The 17,628-nt window shown below is 45.2% G+C and carries 18 protein-coding genes; 13 read left to right on the forward strand and 5 right to left on the reverse strand.

The window, feature by feature from the left end; all coding sequences use genetic code 11:
• Positions 1–610 precede the first annotated feature (610 nt).
• Positions 611–1,630, reverse strand: a complete 1,020-nt coding sequence (ansA, locus tag ACN0VA_RS16910; protein WP_417822304.1) for an asparaginase — start codon at positions 1,628–1,630, stop codon at positions 611–613.
• Between the two features lie 10 nt (positions 1,631–1,640).
• Positions 1,641–3,041 (reverse strand): aspartate ammonia-lyase, encoded by a 1,401-nt coding sequence (locus tag ACN0VA_RS16915; protein ID WP_417822305.1) that lies wholly within the window; start codon positions 3,039–3,041, stop codon positions 1,641–1,643.
• A gap of 218 nt (positions 3,042–3,259) precedes the next feature.
• Here ACN0VA_RS16915 and ACN0VA_RS16920 point away from each other — a divergent pair, with 218 nt between their 5' ends.
• Positions 3,260–4,072 carry a helix-turn-helix domain-containing protein gene (locus ACN0VA_RS16920; RefSeq protein WP_417822306.1) on the forward strand — a complete coding sequence of 271 codons (813 nt, stop codon included), beginning with the start codon at positions 3,260–3,262 and terminating at the stop codon, positions 4,070–4,072.
• Here ACN0VA_RS16920 and ACN0VA_RS16925 read toward each other — a convergent pair.
• The gene (locus ACN0VA_RS16925; protein WP_417822307.1) at positions 4,056–4,679 is read right to left on the reverse strand and encodes a TetR/AcrR family transcriptional regulator; all 624 of its coding nucleotides are present in this window, start codon (positions 4,677–4,679) and stop codon (positions 4,056–4,058) included. The genes ACN0VA_RS16920 and ACN0VA_RS16925 overlap by 17 nt on opposite strands.
• 150 nt (positions 4,680–4,829) lie before the next feature.
• On the opposite strand from ACN0VA_RS16925, the gene ACN0VA_RS16930 reads away from it, so the two are divergent.
• Entirely contained in the window at positions 4,830–5,918 is a 1,089-nt protein-coding gene (locus tag ACN0VA_RS16930) for an HlyD family secretion protein (RefSeq protein ID WP_417822308.1), read from the forward strand.
• Positions 5,919–5,939: 21 nt separating this feature from the next.
• Positions 5,940–7,487: a DHA2 family efflux MFS transporter permease subunit gene (locus ACN0VA_RS16935; RefSeq protein WP_417822309.1), complete on the forward strand. Its 1,548-nt coding sequence runs from the start codon at positions 5,940–5,942 to the stop codon at positions 7,485–7,487.
• A gap of 14 nt (positions 7,488–7,501) precedes the next feature.
• Here the strand turns inward: ACN0VA_RS16935 and ACN0VA_RS16940 are convergent, their stop codons facing one another.
• On the reverse strand, positions 7,502–8,206 hold the full coding sequence (locus ACN0VA_RS16940; protein WP_417822310.1) for a UTRA domain-containing protein: 705 nt from the start codon (positions 8,204–8,206) through the stop codon (positions 7,502–7,504).
• 171 nt (positions 8,207–8,377) lie between these two features.
• Here ACN0VA_RS16940 and hutI point away from each other — a divergent pair, with 171 nt between their 5' ends.
• The 6 genes from hutI (at position 8,378) to ACN0VA_RS16970 (ending at position 14,623) form a co-directional block, all read left to right on the forward strand.
• Complete coding sequence (gene hutI, locus ACN0VA_RS16945; protein ID WP_417822311.1) at positions 8,378–9,580, forward strand: imidazolonepropionase; 1,203 nt, start codon at positions 8,378–8,380, stop codon at positions 9,578–9,580.
• Between the two features lies 1 nt (position 9,581).
• The gene (gene hutH / locus ACN0VA_RS16950) at positions 9,582–11,123 is read left to right on the forward strand and encodes a histidine ammonia-lyase (protein ID WP_417822312.1); all 1,542 of its coding nucleotides are present in this window, start codon (positions 9,582–9,584) and stop codon (positions 11,121–11,123) included.
• Between the two features lie 21 nt (positions 11,124–11,144).
• On the forward strand, positions 11,145–12,812 hold the full coding sequence (hutU, locus tag ACN0VA_RS16955; protein ID WP_417822313.1) for a urocanate hydratase: 1,668 nt from the start codon (positions 11,145–11,147) through the stop codon (positions 12,810–12,812).
• A 57-nt stretch (positions 12,813–12,869) separates the two neighbouring features.
• Positions 12,870–13,823: a formimidoylglutamase gene (gene hutG / locus ACN0VA_RS16960; RefSeq protein ID WP_417822314.1), complete on the forward strand. Its 954-nt coding sequence runs from the start codon at positions 12,870–12,872 to the stop codon at positions 13,821–13,823.
• Positions 13,824–14,042: 219 nt separating this feature from the next.
• Positions 14,043–14,279 carry a transposase gene (locus ACN0VA_RS16965; RefSeq protein ID WP_417822315.1) on the forward strand — a complete coding sequence of 79 codons (237 nt, stop codon included), beginning with the start codon at positions 14,043–14,045 and terminating at the stop codon, positions 14,277–14,279.
• The gene (locus ACN0VA_RS16970) at positions 14,279–14,623 is read left to right on the forward strand and encodes a hypothetical protein (protein ID WP_417822316.1); all 345 of its coding nucleotides are present in this window, start codon (positions 14,279–14,281) and stop codon (positions 14,621–14,623) included. Before ACN0VA_RS16965 ends, ACN0VA_RS16970 begins: the two co-directional genes overlap by 1 nt.
• A 147-nt stretch (positions 14,624–14,770) precedes the next feature.
• On the opposite strand, the gene ACN0VA_RS16975 is transcribed toward ACN0VA_RS16970, so the two are convergent.
• The gene (locus tag ACN0VA_RS16975; protein WP_417822317.1) at positions 14,771–15,355 is read right to left on the reverse strand and encodes a 4'-phosphopantetheinyl transferase family protein; all 585 of its coding nucleotides are present in this window, start codon (positions 15,353–15,355) and stop codon (positions 14,771–14,773) included.
• A 118-nt stretch (positions 15,356–15,473) separates the two neighbouring features.
• Here ACN0VA_RS16975 and ACN0VA_RS16980 point away from each other — a divergent pair, with 118 nt between their 5' ends.
• The 4 genes from ACN0VA_RS16980 to ACN0VA_RS16995 are packed head-to-tail and all read left to right on the forward strand — an operon-like array spanning position 15,474 to position 17,626.
• Positions 15,474–15,884 carry a hypothetical protein gene (locus tag ACN0VA_RS16980; RefSeq protein ID WP_417822318.1) on the forward strand — a complete coding sequence of 137 codons (411 nt, stop codon included), beginning with the start codon at positions 15,474–15,476 and terminating at the stop codon, positions 15,882–15,884.
• A gap of 3 nt (positions 15,885–15,887) precedes the next feature.
• Positions 15,888–16,610, forward strand: a complete 723-nt coding sequence (locus ACN0VA_RS16985; RefSeq protein WP_417822319.1) for a beta-ketoacyl synthase chain length factor — start codon at positions 15,888–15,890, stop codon at positions 16,608–16,610.
• Positions 16,600–17,373, forward strand: coding sequence for a lysophospholipid acyltransferase family protein (locus ACN0VA_RS16990; RefSeq protein ID WP_417822320.1), 774 nt, complete (start codon positions 16,600–16,602; stop codon positions 17,371–17,373). Before ACN0VA_RS16985 ends, ACN0VA_RS16990 begins: the two co-directional genes overlap by 11 nt.
• Positions 17,366–17,626 (forward strand): phosphopantetheine-binding protein, encoded by a 261-nt coding sequence (locus ACN0VA_RS16995; protein ID WP_417822321.1) that lies wholly within the window; start codon positions 17,366–17,368, stop codon positions 17,624–17,626. Before ACN0VA_RS16990 ends, ACN0VA_RS16995 begins: the two co-directional genes overlap by 8 nt.
• Positions 17,627–17,628: the final 2 nt, after the last annotated feature.

Consider the following 17,628-nt stretch of genomic DNA (forward strand, 5'->3'; position numbering starts at 1 on the left):
CTGCAGTGGCTGTAACAGCCGTGACAACAAATGCGCCCGTCAGGACAGACAAAGTTTTTTTCATAGTTAAATTCTCCTAAGAAATGAAATCCAGTTTTCTTCCAGATCAAAGACCGGCATGTAAAACTGAACACCTCCATGTTTTGATTAAATTCGCAGTTATGTATAGCTTGCGTCATTTATTTTAATGTCCGTAGAAATCACGCCATCCAACTGAAACGTCTTCAATGAACAGTTGAAACTTAATCTCTACAGATAACAAGCATACTAGAGCGGGCTTTGGATTTGTTTGTTTTATCAACAGTAAAACCACACTTTTTTCGAACTTTATTCCATTCATTTAAAATATTCAGAATAAAATTGCGTTAAGTAGTTCGCAACTGCAATAATCCCAACAAGTCGCCTCTTTTTATTTTCTATAATTTTTTATAGACGAGTGCGTCGGGCTCTAGAATTTTGCAAATGGTGCACTTATTACGCTATCAGTTGCACAATACGCACCACATTGCACCATTTCAGATAAAACGTTTTCATATAAAAAAAGAGGCGATACACCTGAGATGTACCGCCTGATAATTTTTAATTATTTTACAAAAGCTACAATTCTAAATCACACGGGGTTACATTCCCCACAATAAGGCACCAGCAATTCACGTCGTATAAGATCACTCTTGCATCCCTTGCTGATTAAAAAATGCAACTTCGTAAAGGCTGCTTCCAAGGTTAAGTCCAAAGCAGGGACAACACCGATTTGATTAAAGGTCTCCCCTGTGGCATATGCACCTTGATGCACAGACCCTTCAATACATTGTGAGACATTCAGGACAACCAAGCCTTTGGCATGAGCTTCCGCCAAGAAATCAATGAGCCCTTTATTATTGTTTGGTGGATTGCCTACCCCATAGGACAAAATGATTAGCGCTTTTAGATCTTCGCTATCCAGCATCCCTCGAAACATACGCGCATCAATTCCAGGATAAAGTTGCAGCATCGCAACGGAATTTGCCTGAAATTCTTTTTGATGGAAATCCGGTGTTTTTTTCTTCAGTAAAAGTTCTGAACGAATATCAATATTGATCCCCACAGTGCCCAACCACGGAAAATTGGGTGTATCAAACGCATCAAATCCGGCACTTTTTAATTTACGACATCTGTTTCCACGCATAATGCGACCATTGAAATATAAACAAACTTCCGGAATGTCATAATCTGCCGCCAACATCAAACTGGTCACGACATTGGGAAACGCATCATTTCGCAACTCAATCAACGGAATTTGCGCACCTGTTACAATAACGGGTTTATTCAACCCCAACAAAATGAAAGAAAGCGCCGATGCCGTATAAGCCATCGTATCGGTACCATGTAGGATCACAAAACCGTCGTATTGATCTTTATGGGCAATAATCGTTCCGGCAATCTTCGTCCAGTCTGTTGGATGGAGGTTTGCACTATCAATAAGATTATCAAACTCAATCAGATCATAATCCGGCAAAGGGGTTAATGTCCGTCCCTCTAATCGACGTGTTAAGAGGTCTGCAAACCCTTCGACAGGTTCATAACCATGATCGGTGTGACGCATACCGATCGTGCCACCTGTATACACAATTAAAATACGTGGTTTTTTCATTTAGACCTCCCTACTGCACAAATTGCGGTGTCAGCATCGATTGTGGACTGAGCAATTTATCCAACTCCTCAGCACTTAAGATCCCTTCATTCACAACAAGGGAGCGGACCGTTTCACCCGTATGCAGCGCTGTCTGGGCAATTCTAGATGCATTTGCATATCCAATATGTGGGACCAGTGCCGTAATTGTACCAATACTTTGGTTTAGAAGATAAGCACATCGTTCCTCATCTGCCTGAATACCTTGAATACAGCGTGTTTCAAACATCAAGCAGGTTTCTTTTAACATTTTTATCGAATTTAAAATGTTATAAATAATAACAGGTTCCATCGCATTTAATTGTAATTGCCCGGATTCTGCCGCCAAGGTAACCGCCAAATCACTGGCAATGACCTGATAAGCCGTTTGATTAACCGCTTCAGGAATAACCGGATTAACTTTGCCCGGCATAATAGAAGACCCCGGTTGCATCGGCGGTAGTCTAATTTCACCAATCCCTGTACGCGGCCCACTTGACAATAATCGCAGATCGTTGGCAATTTTACTTAACTTAATCGCAAACCGTTTGAGAATACCGGAAAAAGCAACAAACGCGCCCATATCGGAACTGGCTTCAACAAGATTTGCCGCCAGCTTCATCTCTTTCCCAGAAATCGACACCAAATGCTCCACAGCCAAATTCGCATATTCAGGGTGCGTATTGATACCGGTCCCGATGGCTGTCCCTCCCAAATTCACTTCACACAGTAAGGCTGTTACTTCACGCAAACGCGATATGTCTTCTCCCAGCGTCACACCAAACGCTTCGAATTCCTGGCCTAAAGTCATGGGAACAGCATCTTGTAACTGGGTTCGCCCCATTTTCACGATCTGTTTAAATTCGGTTCCTTTTTTATAAAAGGCTGTTATCAGGCTTGAGATCGTTTCAACCAAAGGGTCCACAGCAAATTGAATTGCAAGACAGGCGGCCGTAGGATAGGCATCATTCGTCGACTGAGATCGATTGACATGATCATTGGGGTGTAGATGTCTATAATCCCCTTTTTGATATCCCAGTTTTGCCAGCGCCAAATTTGCAATCACTTCATTGGCGTTCATATTGGTTGATGTCCCGGCGCCCCCTTGAATAACATCAACAACAAACTGGTCGTGAAGGTGCCCTTCACAAATATCGCGACAAGCCGCAACAATGGCATCCACTTTATCTTCATCCAACAAACATAAATCACCATTGGCTTTTGCAGCCGCCCATTTTACCATCGCCAGTGCCTTGACCAATTCAGGAAAGTGGCTGATCGGTATCCCGGTTATGGCAAAATTATTGACGGCGCGTTGTGTTTGCACCCCGTACCAAACATCCGCAGAAATCGCCAGATCACCTAAAAGATCATGCTCTATACGTTGTCTCACAGAAAAACCTCCTTTATTGAAGAAACGCAAAGTCTCTGCGTTTTTTCTTCAATTTAAGACGGAAGAAAAAGGAATGACAATTTGGCACCTCGTTACAGAAAGGTGCACAAAGACGCAAATAGTGCGCCAAAGTGCGCTAGTGTGCTATATTGAGATTTTATGGGATTTTTTTATAATCCCGCCCTCATTTATTGACCACGTCATAAGGGCCTGCTTCCATGACTGACCACTTCGCAAAAAATTTAAGATTTGCATGCGGGTATTATAAGTCCATCGCCGAGGTTTGCCGTCGCCTCAAATTAAACAGGGCCCAGTTTAATCGATACCTGAGCGGACGGCACAAACCATCCGCCAATGCCATGATGCGGTTATGCGATTTTTTTGGCATGGAAGAGTTTGAATTTCTCTTGCCCCATGATCAATTTCAACGGCTGCTCCAAGTTAAACCAAGAACACAAACCATTGAAAGAAGTAACTACCCCGAGCTGGAACATTTGACCAAACTTCATCGCACAGGGGATTCAAACCTAGAAAAATATCTGGGATATTATTTTGAATATTATTATTCTCTTTCTTCCCCCGGCAAGATTTTGCGAACATTAATTTGCATAGAACGTCAGGAAGACGGCGTCTATTATCAACGAACTGAGCGTTTTCAGGAAGCCTCTAAGAACGTTATTAGTCATGGGGTTTACAACGGTGCAGCCTTTTTTCTAACCGACCGTATTTTCTTAGTCGATTACGAAGCAAGGACCGGATACGAAATCACCGAAACGATTTTATTCCCCACTTTTAGAAATAAGCTATCTCGCCTAAACGGCCTTAAACTGGGTGTGTCCGGCAGTGGTGAACGCATGCCGTGTTGCACACGCGTTGTGTATGAATACCTTGGCCGATCCATAAACAAACATCGCGCCTTATCTCTTTGCGGGCTTTATGATCCGGCAGGAGACGAAATTGACGCACCATTAAAAGAAGCACTTGTCAATACCATCGCACCAAACGAATGGCATTTTAGGGCGCGCCATTAGGTGCATAGGATGTCATCATTATACGAACCGTTTCCTCAACAATCTCAGTTACGCCAATCGAACCATCCGTCATTTGCAGAAGGCAACGCATATGGTTCCCCCCCTTTAACATGGACATAAACATTTCCGCCGCTAACCGTGGGTTTTCAACATTAAGGAAACCGCACTGCCCCAATTCCATAAATCGCTGTTCATAAATTGCAATGCCCCGCGCAGGACCAGCACGATAGAAAACTTCCGCCAAATCAGGGAAACTGGTCGCACTACCGATCACTTGTCTAAAGATTCCCAATGTTTCCTTCTTGGTCAACTGTTCAACAAAAAATGTCGCGAGCGTCCGCAAATAATCTGCCGTTTCTTCAATGCGCGAAGGAATTTCAGGAATTTGCCAAAAAGTCTCCGCCCGGCGGTTAATCACTTCTTCAAACAAATTTACCTTGCTGTTAAAGTGCGCATAAATCGTTGCTTTGGATACTCCGGCACGCTTGGCAATCAAATCCACACTGACAGCCGCAAACGGAGATTCCAGAAACACTTGTGTCGCTGCATCCAGTACAATATCGCGTTTTGAGCGGCGAGTTTTTTTATTGTTCGTGTTTAGTGACATACTTCATATACCGTACAGTGATTTTTCGTAAACTATACTCAAATCCTAAAAATTAGCAAACTAAACTAAACAGTTTAGTATTGACATTTTTCTTTTTCGCATCAATTTATTGAACTAGACGGTTTAGTTTATTTGGAGTTACCCCCCTTCATGTCCAAGGCAAAAAAATCAAAAGCTCTTCTCATTGGGGCCCTCGCCCTTGGTGGTGCCATTGCCGGTGGCGCTTACTGGTGGATCGAAGCACGTCATTTCGAAACAACTGACAATGCCTATGTCCATAGTGAAATCACACGATTGAGCCCCAAAGTATCGGGCTACGTCACCGATATCAGTGTCAATGATAACCAAGATGTAAAAGCAGGTGACGTCCTTTTGCGTCTGGATACACGGGATTATGAAGCCGCCGTTCAAAAGGCAGAGGCTTCGGTAAAAGTGGCAGAAGCCAACTTGCAAATCGTGCAGGCCCAATTGAAGATGCAAGGCGCCGTTATCCAGTCTGCGCGTGCGCAGGTCGAAGCTGCAACCGTTGAACACAATCATAGCCTTAAAGATTTCCAACGATCCAAAGACCTTGTGAAACGCAGTGCCGCCAGCCGACGCACCTATGACAACGATCAAGCAAGCGTGCAACGCACGCGCGCAAATTTGCATAGTGCCCAAGCAAGCCTGTTGGCAGCCGAGCGCAAGCTAGACGTTTTAAGCGCACAGGAAAATGAAGCACAAGCAGAAACCAATCGTGCCCGTGCCAGTTTTGAGCTTGCAAAGCTTGATCTGGAAAACACAATTATTAGATCCCCGATTGACGGCATTGTCGGCAATCGCTCCGTTCGACAAGGACAATTCGTTGGTGTCGGCACACCATTATTGGCAATCGTTCCAGTGAAAGATGTCTGGATCGAAGCCAATTTTAAAGAAACACAAATTGAAAAGATGCATCAAGGACAAAGCGTATCCTTATCTGTGGATGCCTACCCCGGTATCAAATTGTCCGCCGAGATTGAGTCAATAGCCCCTGCATCAGGGGCTCAATTCAGCCTCCTCCCCCCGGAAAATGCATCGGGTAATTTCACAAAGATTGTTCAACGCATTCCCGTACGGATCAAAGTTCCCGCCCGTTCTGAAAATGTACATCTTTTACCCGGCATGTCTGTCGAAGTGGCCGTCGACACGCGAGAGAATGGTTCGGTTATCGCAGAAAAAAAGAATAATCCAACCAACACCGTCGCCTACGCCCAATAGACGCATTAGCGAGATAAGCACATGGAAGCAAAAACCCTCATAGGTTTTCTGGCCCTTGTTGTCGGCATGTTCATGGCGATTTTGGACATCCAGATTGTTGCCAGCTCCCTTGCCGAAATTCAGGCCGGTGTATCGGCAAGTCAGGAAGAAATATCGTGGGTGCAAACCTCTTATCTTATCGCTGAAGTTATCGTCATTCCCATTTCGGGATGGTTGGCACATGTCTTTTCGACAAGACTGTTATTTTCGGCTGCCTGCTTTGGATTTACGATTGCCTCTGTCCTGTGTTCATTGGCATGGAACCTCGAAAGCTTAATCGTTTTTCGTGTATTACAGGGACTGCTGGGGGGGATGATGATCCCCACCGTTTTTGCAGCATCTTACACCCTTTTCCCACGCGATAAACAAGCCGGCATTACCGTTGTTATCGGTTTGGTCGCAACCGTGGCACCAGCCATCGGGCCAACCGTTGGTGGATATATTACAGATTCATTTGGTTGGCATTGGCTTTTCCTGATCAATGTTCTGCCGGGCATGATTGTCACCCTTTTGGTCTTTTATTTTGTCAATATAGATGAACCGGACCTATCCCGTCTCAAAGGGTTCGACCTGATTGGTATTTTGCTTATTGCCCTTTTTCTCGGGTGCATGGAATTTGTCTTAGAAGAAGGTCCCGGTGAAGATTGGTTTAATTCTACTGAGATCACATTCTTCGCCATCATTATGACTGTCAGCGGTATATTGATGTTTTGGCGCGAACTCACCATTGAAAACCCAGTCGTCAACTTGCGCGCCTTCAGTGATGAAAACTTTGCCATCGGATCATTTTACAGTTTTATCGTTGGAATCGGTCTTTATGGTTCGGTTTACCTAATGCCTTTATTCTTGGCATCGGTGCGCGGGTATAATGCGGTTGAAATCGGTAAAGTCGTTATGGTGACAGGGGTTTTCCAATTCTTATCCGCCCCCATTGCTGGCGCTCTATCCAAGAAAATTGATTTACGCCTGATGCTGACAATTGGCTTGTTTTTGTTTGGGATGGGGCTTTACCTTAATACCGGGTTGAATGCGGATTGGAGCTTCTGGGAATTCTTCGTGCCACAAATGATACGCGGCCTCTCCCTTATGATGATTTTTGTTCCGATCAACACATTGGCACTTGGAACCCTCCCCATTCACGAACTTAAAAACGCATCTGGCCTTTATAATCTAATGCGCAATCTGGGGGGTGCGGTTGGCTTAGCCGTCATCAATACACTGCTGACTAACCAGCGCGATCTGCACAGCAGCCATTTATCCGAACAAATTAATTATGGTCGCCAACAGGTCATTGACATGTTAGGGCAAATTCAAACCACCCTCACCCCACAATACGGTGATCAAGCCTATCAGGCCACATTAGAATTGGTGCGCACAATTGTGGGCAGAGAAGCGGCCGTCATGGCTTTTGCAGATGTCTTTATGGCAACAGCAGCTATTTTCTTTACTTCAATGCTGCTTATGCCCTTTGTAAAAAAAGTCGCAATTAAAAAAGATGAAACAGCCGAACCGATGCCAAGTGAGGCATAAGGAACAGATAACGCTCAGCCACGAGAAACCAGTCGGTAACTATCGCCGGGGTGGCTGAGCTTTACCGCAGTTATCGTATCAGCCCCTTGCCATGTGCGTCTTTCAATCACAAACAAAGCCGCCCCGACTTGTACATTCAGTAGATCAGCCATTTGTTCGTCTGCGAGTTGTGCAGAAAACATGTGTTCCGCTTCCAAAAACGGTTCTTCCTGAATAAGCCATTCATTTGGATTAATGTCTTCAAAGCTTTGTTGCGCAGCATCTGGAACGCGTTTCAAATTAATCCAGCGATCTTCATATTGGTATGGCGTTTCATCCGCAAAATGCAAGCATCTGAGATGAAGTGCTTTTTCTTTTTCCTTCATAGAAAGCTTCGCGCGCACGCCCTCAGGCGGAAACATTTCCTCTTTTTCCAAAAGAACGTAGCGATAAGTCGCCCCGCGTGCCTCGATTTCCTTACGCACAATAGAAATATTGATTTTTGCTGACCGTCCGGATTGTAACGCAACACGTGTGCCTGCTTTGCGACGGCGCTCGACAATCCCTTCAGATGCAAGTTCACGAATGGCGCGGTTTACAGTCATACGCGAACACCCGTATTCAACAGCCAAACTTTCTTCACCGGGAATCGTCTCCCCCGGCAACCAATGACCTGCCTTAATTTTTTCCAGAAGATCATCCTTGATCATTTGGAAAGAAGATAATCGCCCCTTATTCACGTCTCGTATCTCTTTCTAAAAGGAATTGAAATCAAATCTCTAAGGTCCAATTTCAGATAAGCAGACCTATTGTGCAATAAATTCAGTTTAACGCCAATTGATTTTACAATTGACTTATTTGTATATACATATAAATGTTATGTACATAACTTATGTTTCAGAGGTCATCAGATGAACGCAAAAGTTTTCATCAACGCACAAATCGCAACAATGACATCATCATCACCCTATGGGCTTATTCCCAATGGTGCTCTTGCTGTCTTGAATGGCAAGATTGATTGGATTGGCCCATCCTCTGCTCTTCCGATGAAATACCAGATTTGGGAACAGGAAGACGTAAACCAGCGCCTCATTACCCCTGCCCTGATTGATTGCCACACACACCTAATTTACGGTGGTAATCGTGCACAGGAATTTGAAATGCGTCTTCAGGGCGCTAGTTATAAAGATATTGCGCAGGCTGGTGGCGGAATTGTATCGACCGTCCAACAAACCCGCAATCTAAGCGAAGATCAATTGATTCAATCCGCCCTGCCGCGCCTTGATCATTTCATTGCAGAAGGGGTCACAACCCTTGAGATCAAATCCGGTTATGGATTGACGATTGAAGATGAACTTAAAATGCTGCGTGCTGCACGACGTCTGGAAACCCTCAGGCCCATTCGGATAAAAACAACCTTCTTAGGGGCGCATGCCGTTCCGCAAGAATATAACGGCAATGCAAATGCATATCTTGATGAAGTTTGCTTGCCAGCCTTAACACAAGCGGCCAAAGAAGGACTTGTCGATGCCGTTGACGCCTTTTGCGAAACAATTGGTTTTACTCCGGATCAGGTCCTACGCGTCTTTGCCTTATCTAAAGAATTAAACCTGCCCGTTAAAATTCATGCCGAACAACTTAGCGATCAAAAAGGGGCTATTCTCGCCGCCTCTTTTCTTGCCTTATCTGCCGACCATTTAGAATATTTAAGCTTGGATGGCATCAAGGCGATGAAAGCGTCACAAACCGTTGCCGTCCTTTTGCCCGGTGCCTTTTATACCTTGCGCGAAACTAAACTGCCGCCCATTGATGATTTACGCAGAAACGGTGTTCCTATGGCGATTGCCAGCGACAGCAACCCGGGTTCCTCTCCCCTAACCTCCTTATTGCTGTGTGTGAATATGGCCTGCACCTTGTTTCGTATGACACCGGAAGAAGCATTAACGGGCGTAACCCGCCACGGCGCACAAGCCCTTGGTCTTTCAGACAAGATCGGCACGTTGGAAACGGGAAAGATTGCGGACCTTGCTGTCTGGAATGTCGAACATCCCAACGAATTGGCCTACCGCATCGGCTACAACCCCCTTATCAAACGTATCTATGGAGATGCTTAAAATGTCGCTTACCCTGATGCCGGGACATGCGTCCTTAAACGAGCTGCAAAACATTTTACAAAAACACACCCCGATTAAAGTTGATCGTTCTTTTAAAAAAGCGGTGGAAAAAAGCGCAAAGCTTATTGAAGCAGCTGCTAATGGGGAAGAAGCCGTTTACGGTGTGAACACCGGATTTGGCAAACTTGCCAGTATTAAAATTCCTGCACAAGATACCGCAACATTACAACGCAACCTTATTTTATCTCATTGCTGTGGCGTGAGCGATCCTTTGGATGAAGGCACAGTGCGCCTAATCATGGCGTTAAAATTGCTTTCTTTGGGGCGTGGGGCATCCGGCGTTCGTTGGGAATTGATTGAACAACTGGAAAACATGTCTGAAAAAGGCGTTATTCCCCTTATTCCGGCGCAAGGTTCTGTCGGGGCGTCCGGTGATCTTGCCCCCTTGGCCCATATGGCGGCCGTCATGATGGGCGAAGGTGAAGCCTTCTATAAGGGGGTGCGTATGGGGGGCGCGGAAGCTCTTGCAAAAGCAGGTCTTAGCCCCATTGCCCTAGGCCCTAAAGAAGGTCTTGCCTTGATCAACGGAACACAAACGTCCACTGCCTTGGCCTTGGTCGGCCTGTTTAAAGCATGGAATTGTGCGCAATCGGCTTTGGTCACGGGTGCCTTGTCAACGGATGCCGCAATGGGGTCTTCTGCCCCGTTTCATCCGGATATTCACACGTTGCGCGGACATCGCGGTCAAATTGATGCGGGGGAAACATTGCGCAATCTTATGAGTGGGTCACAAATTCGCGATGAACACCGCGATGACGATACACGTGTACAGGACCCTTATTGCATCCGTTGTCAGCCTCAAGTCATGGGGGCTGTTCTGGATCTTCTCAGACAAGCCGCACAAACTTTAGAAATAGAAGCCAATGCCGTCACTGATAACCCCCTCACCCTTAGTGACGGCACCATCGTGTCCGGCGGTAATTTTCATGCAGAACCGGTTGCCTTTGCCGCCGATCAAATCGCCATTGCGGTATCCGAAATCGGTGCCATTGCCCAGCGCCGCATTGCTTTGATGGTTGATCCCGCACTTAGTTTTGGCCTACCTGCCTTTTTATCGCCCAAACCGGGATTAAACTCAGGCCTGATGATTGCAGAGGTGACTTCGGCCGCCTTGATGTCTGAAAACAAACAAATGTCGCATCCTGCGTCTGTTGATTCCACCCCGACCTCAGCTAATCAGGAAGATCATGTCTCTATGGCCTGTCATGGCGCGCGTCGTCTGCTGCCCATGACAACCAATCTGGAACATATTTTAGGGATCGAAGCCATATGCGCCGCACAAGGCGTTGAATTTCGCACCCCCTTGGAAACAAGTGAACGTCTGAAAGCTGTTATCAAAAAAATTCGCTCAGAAATACCAGCCATTGTTGAAGATCGTTACTTGGCACCAGACCTTGAAACAGCGGCCATCTTACTTGGCAACGGAACCATGTGCACAGCGGCAGGCATGGATGTTTTGCCTGATTTAAAAATCAAATCATAATATTTTTCTGGAGATTAAAAAATGTCAAACCCCCGCCATAATATCCGCGAAGTTCGCGCCCCGCGTGGCCCTGAAATCAGTGCAAAATCATGGTTAACAGAAGCCCCCTTGCGCATGATGATGAACAACCTTGACCCAGACGTTGCAGAAAACCCGAACGAATTGGTGGTGTATGGTGGCATTGGTCGTTGCGCACGGACCTGGAAAGATTTTGATACCATCGCAGATGAATTGCGCAAGCTTGACTGTAACCAAACCCTTTTGGTGCAATCAGGTAAACCCGTTGGTGTCTTCACCACACATGAAGATGCGCCACGGGTCCTGATTGCAAACTCTAACCTTGTCCCCCATTGGGCGAACTGGGACCATTTCAACAAGCTGGATAAAGCCGGCCTGATGATGTATGGTCAAATGACCGCCGGATCATGGATTTACATCGGTTCTCAAGGTATCGTTCAGGGCACTTATGAAACATTTGTCGAAGCCGGGCGCCAACATTACGGTGGCAGCTTAAAGGGCAAATGGATTTTGACCGGCGGATTGGGCGGTATGGGTGGCGCCCAGCCCTTGGCAGCCGTCATGGCGGGTGCCTGCTGCCTTGCGGTTGAATGTAACCCTGACAGTATCGATTTCCGCCTACGTACACGTTATGTCGATGAGAAAACCGACAGTCTTGATGAAGCCCTAGCCTTAATCGAAAAGTGGACTGCCGCAGGTGACGCCAAATCCGTTGCACTGTTGGGCAATTGCGCCGACATTTTCCCCGAATTGGTCCGTCGAGGGATCAAACCGGACCTTGTGACGGATCAAACGTCGGCACATGACCCGATCAACGGTTACCTTCCCCAAGGCTGGACAATGTCAGAATGGTTGGAACGCCGCGAAAGTGACCCCAAACGTGTGGAACGAGAGGCCCGTGCCTCAATGAAAGTACAAGTCGCTGCAATGGTTGCTTTTTCAGAAAGTGGCATTCCCACAGTAGATTATGGCAATAACATCCGCCAAATGGCTTTCGAGGAAGGCTTGGAAAACGCCTTTTCTTTCCCCGGTTTTGTTCCAGCCTATATCCGGCCTCTTTTCTGCAAAGGGATCGGCCCCTTCCGTTGGGCCGCCTTGTCCGGTGATCCAGAAGACATCCGAAAAACAGATGTAAAAGTAAAAGAGCTTTTACCGGACAACAAACACCTTCATAACTGGTTAGATATGGCAGCCGAACGCATAGAATTTCAGGGTCTACCCGCCCGTATTTGCTGGGTTGGTCTAGGGGACCGTCATCGCCTTGGTCTCGCCTTTAACGAAATGGTTAAAAACGGCGAACTCTCCGCCCCGGTTGTTATTGGGCGTGACCATTTGGACTCAGGTTCTGTTGCCTCGCCCAACCGCGAAACAGAAGCCATGAAAGATGGATCAGACGCCGTTTCAGACTGGCCGCTTTTAAATGCCTTGCTCAATACGGCGTCCGGTGCGACATGGGTAAGCCTGCATCATGGCGGCGGTGTTGGTATGGGGTTTTCACAGCATTCGGGCGTCGTCATCTGTGCAGATGGAACAGACGAAGCCGCCAAACGACTTGAGCGCGTTTTATGGAATGACCCAGCCACCGGGGTTATGCGTCATGCCGATGCAGGATATGAAATTGCCAAAGAATGCGCACGCGAACATGAACTGAACCTGCCTGCTATTTTATAATGCATATAAAGCCCCGGCTAACATGTCGGGGCTTTACTGCGGAAAGGATATCAACCAATGAGCAAACAATTTACCTGGACCGGCAGGGTGGACCCTGAAGATGGCGAGTATGCCAAAAGGTGGCACCAAATTGTCACAACATCCCCTCAACCAGATAACTTTGCTTCCCTCATTGGTTTCCCTTGTGATTTGGGCGTAAGATGCAATAAGGGTCGGCCCGGCGCAGAACAGGGGCCCGATGCAATCCGCGCGACCTTGGCTAATCTGGCATGGCATGGCATGGACGGACACATCTATGATCGACAAAACACCCCTGTTGGTCTTGACCTTGCACAGGCACAAATCAAATTGGGCGAAGAAGTTGAACGCGCATTAAAAGAAGACACAAAAGTTGTTGTTCTCGGCGGGGGACATGAAACCGCAGTGGGCAGTTTCACCGGACTGCTCAATTATTTAAAAAAAGACACAAATGCCTCAATTGGCATCATCAATCTGGATGCGCATTTCGACTTGAGAAAACCCGGTAAAAATGGCATTTCCTCTGGCACTCCCTTTTATCAAATACATGAAATGTTAGAGCAACGCGGTCAAAAAATGAAATACCTTTGTCTTGGCATCTCTGAGACATCCAATACAAAAGCATTATTTGAACGCAGCCGGGAATGGGATGTCCAATATATGCTGGATACGGAAATTCGACCCCATATGCTCACTCAGGTCACAGACAAAATAGATCATTTTTTAGAAAGCTGTGATCATCTTTACTTAACCGTAGATCTCGACGTTTTACCCCATTGGCAAATGCCTAGCGTTAGCGCCCCGGCATCTTACGGGGTCAGCCTCGAAATAATCGAAGACATCATCATTCACCTTGCAACAAAACAGATCAAATGGTTACTTTCCGACCTCGTTGAATTTAACCCAAAATACGACATTGATCATCATGGGGCAAAAACCGCCGCCCGTTTATGCAATAAAATTATACGAGCGATGATCGGATCTGTTCGGTAAAAGTTATGATTAGTATCTCAAGTATTGGCAAGCTGCCGAAACCTCAAGTCACGTTGTTGTCAAAGTGGGATCAGAACGCAATTTTGGCGTTATGTTCGCTGACCTGTTTCGAGAATCCCGGACCAGTTGATAAACTACTTTTATCACTGGAAAGGAAATCTCATGAGGAAACGCAAAAGCCATTCAGACGAATTCAAAGCCTGTGCTGTTGCCTGAGTTTTGGAAGAGGGCGAAAAGCCGACTGCCGTAGCTCGCGATCTTGGCATATCTATCGGGCAATTGAAAACATGGCGACTTGAGCAGCAGGCCGCTGGTTCTGCCGAAGCGGTTGCCCATCAAAAAGCGGAAGCAGCTGAGTTGAAACGTCTACGCCAAGAAAACAAACGCCTTAACGAAGAAAACGAGATATTGCGAAAGGCATCGGCTTTTTTCGCACAATGGGCGGGGAAACAGTGATGGCAAAGCACGCTTTTATCTCTGCCCACAAAACGGCTCATTCCATCCGCTTCATGTGCTGCATCCTAGATGTTTCGACGTCATGGTTCCATGCTCGCTCCAAAACAGAAAAGGTTCGTCAAGCCAAGGCAGAAAGTGAGCTTGATCTCGTTACTGAAATCCGACGTGTCATCAGGGAAAATAGAAACTGTTACGGTCCGCTACGTGTTTTTCACAAGCTGGTACAGGAAGGTGTTGAATGTACAGCCTATATGGTTCGTAAGTTGATGAATTTGCACAACATTCGACAGAGGCACATTCGGCTATCGGATATAAAACGCCTCTGCAAGCCTGTCTGGAAATGACTATGAAGACAGCCTAACAAATGATCATCCTGGTCCGGGATTCTCGAAACAGGTCACAAACTTATTTACCGAAAAAACATTTCATTAACCTAAACCCAATACCGCGCCAATTTTAATTCTTTAATCATACTTAATAGCTAGCCAAAATTATAAACAACATACTGAGACCATATAGTCATCAACCATCATTGTCTTAAATAGTAAGCTTTGCGGGGGGCTTTTCTTTGAAGAAATCGTCTGATAAATCGTATCAGCTTGTGAGAAATCAACCCCGACCCCTTTTGCTTTTCCATAGGCCTCGTTCAAAGTCCAAAATTTATATGCACCTATTTCACTGCCTTTGAAGCTTGAATAGAGCTTATGAACCAATGTGGTTATATCTCTATTGGCTTTTATATGTTCCGAATCAATACCTACAGAACAATGGTCACTTAGGATTGCACAAACGAAATCATTTGAATGGCTGATAGATACCCATAATGCCTTTGATTGCAGGGAACTACGAATTAATGGCTTTCCATTTTCACCAACTATGATTTTTAGATCACTTTCAGTCGTTGCCCAAAAACAAGAATATAGCATCCTGACAAGGCAGCGTCCTGCGAGACTTTGGTTTTGGCGCTGTTTATTTTTGAATTTTAATGCGTGGTCATAATCTTCCTGTACGCACCATTCCTCAATAAACTCAAGGCTTTTCGGTTCAGAGAGATATAGGTGTGACATTTTTAACATGAAGTTTTTTTAACATGCTATTTAAAGATACAGAAACATATAAAATATCAGGCTTGACCAATACAGCTTAAACAGGTTTATTGTGTGCCCTAAAGTTATTATTTGGGGGTTTTTTATTATGAGTAGTTTCTTTAAACGCAGTGGGTTGGTCATTATTGCCTGTTTAATCCTCAGTGGTTGTTTTGGGCGCCTACAACCTGTTTATTCAGTTATGAGCCACCCTATACCTTCTACTGCTAAATCTATGTCTCTCAAGAAGATTAGTGACGTGATTGAACTTTCGGCAATGAATCGAAAATGGCTCGTTGAAAAACAATCTCCTGGATTGCTAAAGCTCACATTCAGAAAGAAAACACATGTCGCTGTTGTTGAAGTCAGCTTTGATCAGTCCAGTTATTCGATTAAATATCTAAATAGTGTCGATCTTTTATACAATGGCGGTAGTATCCATCGAAATTATAATCGTTGGGTTGCAAATTTAGAAAAAGACATTGAAATGAATTTGCAAAAATCAGCGATGAATCGATAACAAATGCCAGCTGCATTTAACGTCTCGAACTGGTCTGCTTGGGGGCCAGGTCTTGAAACCTACCAGAAATGGATGTCGTCACAGGATCTTTCAGAAACACTGAAAAAAAACGACGACGTACCGGATGTGAAAGACCTCCCCATGATGCTGCGCAGACGTTTGAGCCGTCTTGGACGCATGGTCATGCGCGTAACACATGATCTGGATGATATTAAAAATATCCCTATGGTTTTTTCTTCACGTTATGGAGAAAGTGCGCAAACCGTAAAAATGCTGCAGTCTTTATCGCAAAAGGAACCAATATCCCCTGCTCATTTCAGTATGTCAGTCCATAATGGATTAGCTGGCCTATTTTCAATCACATCCAAAAACATACAAGCCCATACGGCGGTTTCTGCCGGACCCGCTAGCTTCTGTAATGCTTTACTAGAAGCTGGCACCATGTCGCAGCTTAACCCAGAAACACCTGTCTTGTTGGTTCACTATGATGAACTACTACCAGATTTTTATGAGGGATTTAGTGATGAGACCGTCAAACCAATGGCTATGGCTTTAGTTATACGACAAAATGCTTCAGAACAGATTTCATATTCCGTATCCAAAACTGATGGAAATAGAAGCAAAGAGGATGCGGCTTTAAATTTTATGGATGGTTTCTTAAAGAAAAAGAAAAGCTGGTTTTGGAGTGACGGGCGCACTCAATGGAATTATCATCATGTTAAATAAACTCAATTATTTCCAGCGCTTGGTATTCACAGGTCTTGCCTTTGCCTCATTTAGCCTTGGAGGGCTATTGTTAACATTAACTGTTTTTCCGGCGATTTCCATTTTTTCAAAAACTGAAGAGAAACGTATTAGCCGTGCCCGAAAAATGATTCACCTCTGTTTTAGGTTCTTTGTCTGTATGCTGCGCATCACAGGAATTCTTAACTGTGATGTCTATGATCGAGAACGTTTAAAAGCAGGTAAGGGACGACTTATTATTGCAAACCACCCTACACTTCTGGATGTTGTTTTTTTGATTTCGATGCTACCGAAAGCTCAATGCATTGTGAAACATGAATTATGGGATAGTAAGTATCTTGGTGGTGTAATGAGAGCAGCAGGATATATTCGCAATGATGGAGACCCGGAAGCTTTATTTAAACAATGTAAACAAGCCATAAAACAAGGCCATGACATTGTAATCTTCCCTGAAGGAACACGAAGTGTTCCTGGGAAAGGCCTGAAATTTCAAAGAGGATTTGCCAATATTGCGGCCCTTGTGCCCTGCAATATACAACCCATTACAATCTCTTGCATACCGCCTAGTTTGGCTAAAGGACAAAAGTGGTATGAAATCCCGCCCACAAAAATGCAATTCAATTTTTGGGTTGAAGAACAACTGGACATTCAGACATATATAGGCCATCAACCCAGATCAAAAGTGGTTAGAAAGCTGACCCGAGATTTAGAACAACATTTCAGCGGAAAAGTCTCTCATGGATGAATTAGAACTCGAACTTAAAAAGCTCATCATAGAAGCTTTAAACTTGGAAGACCTGGAGCCAGAAGAGATTGAAAGTAGCGAACGCCTGTTTGTTGAAGGCCTTGGCCTGGATAGCATTGACGCCCTCGAATTAGGTATGGAAATTCAAAAGAAATACGGCATTAAAATTAATTCTGAGACTGAAAACATCAATAAACATTTTGCCTCTGTTGAGAACCTTGCAAAATTCATTTCATCTGAACGGGAGGGCTGAAA

It is taken from the genome of Terasakiella sp. (genome assembly GCF_048267425.1).
Lineage (GTDB): Bacteria > Pseudomonadota > Alphaproteobacteria > Rhodospirillales > Terasakiellaceae > Terasakiella.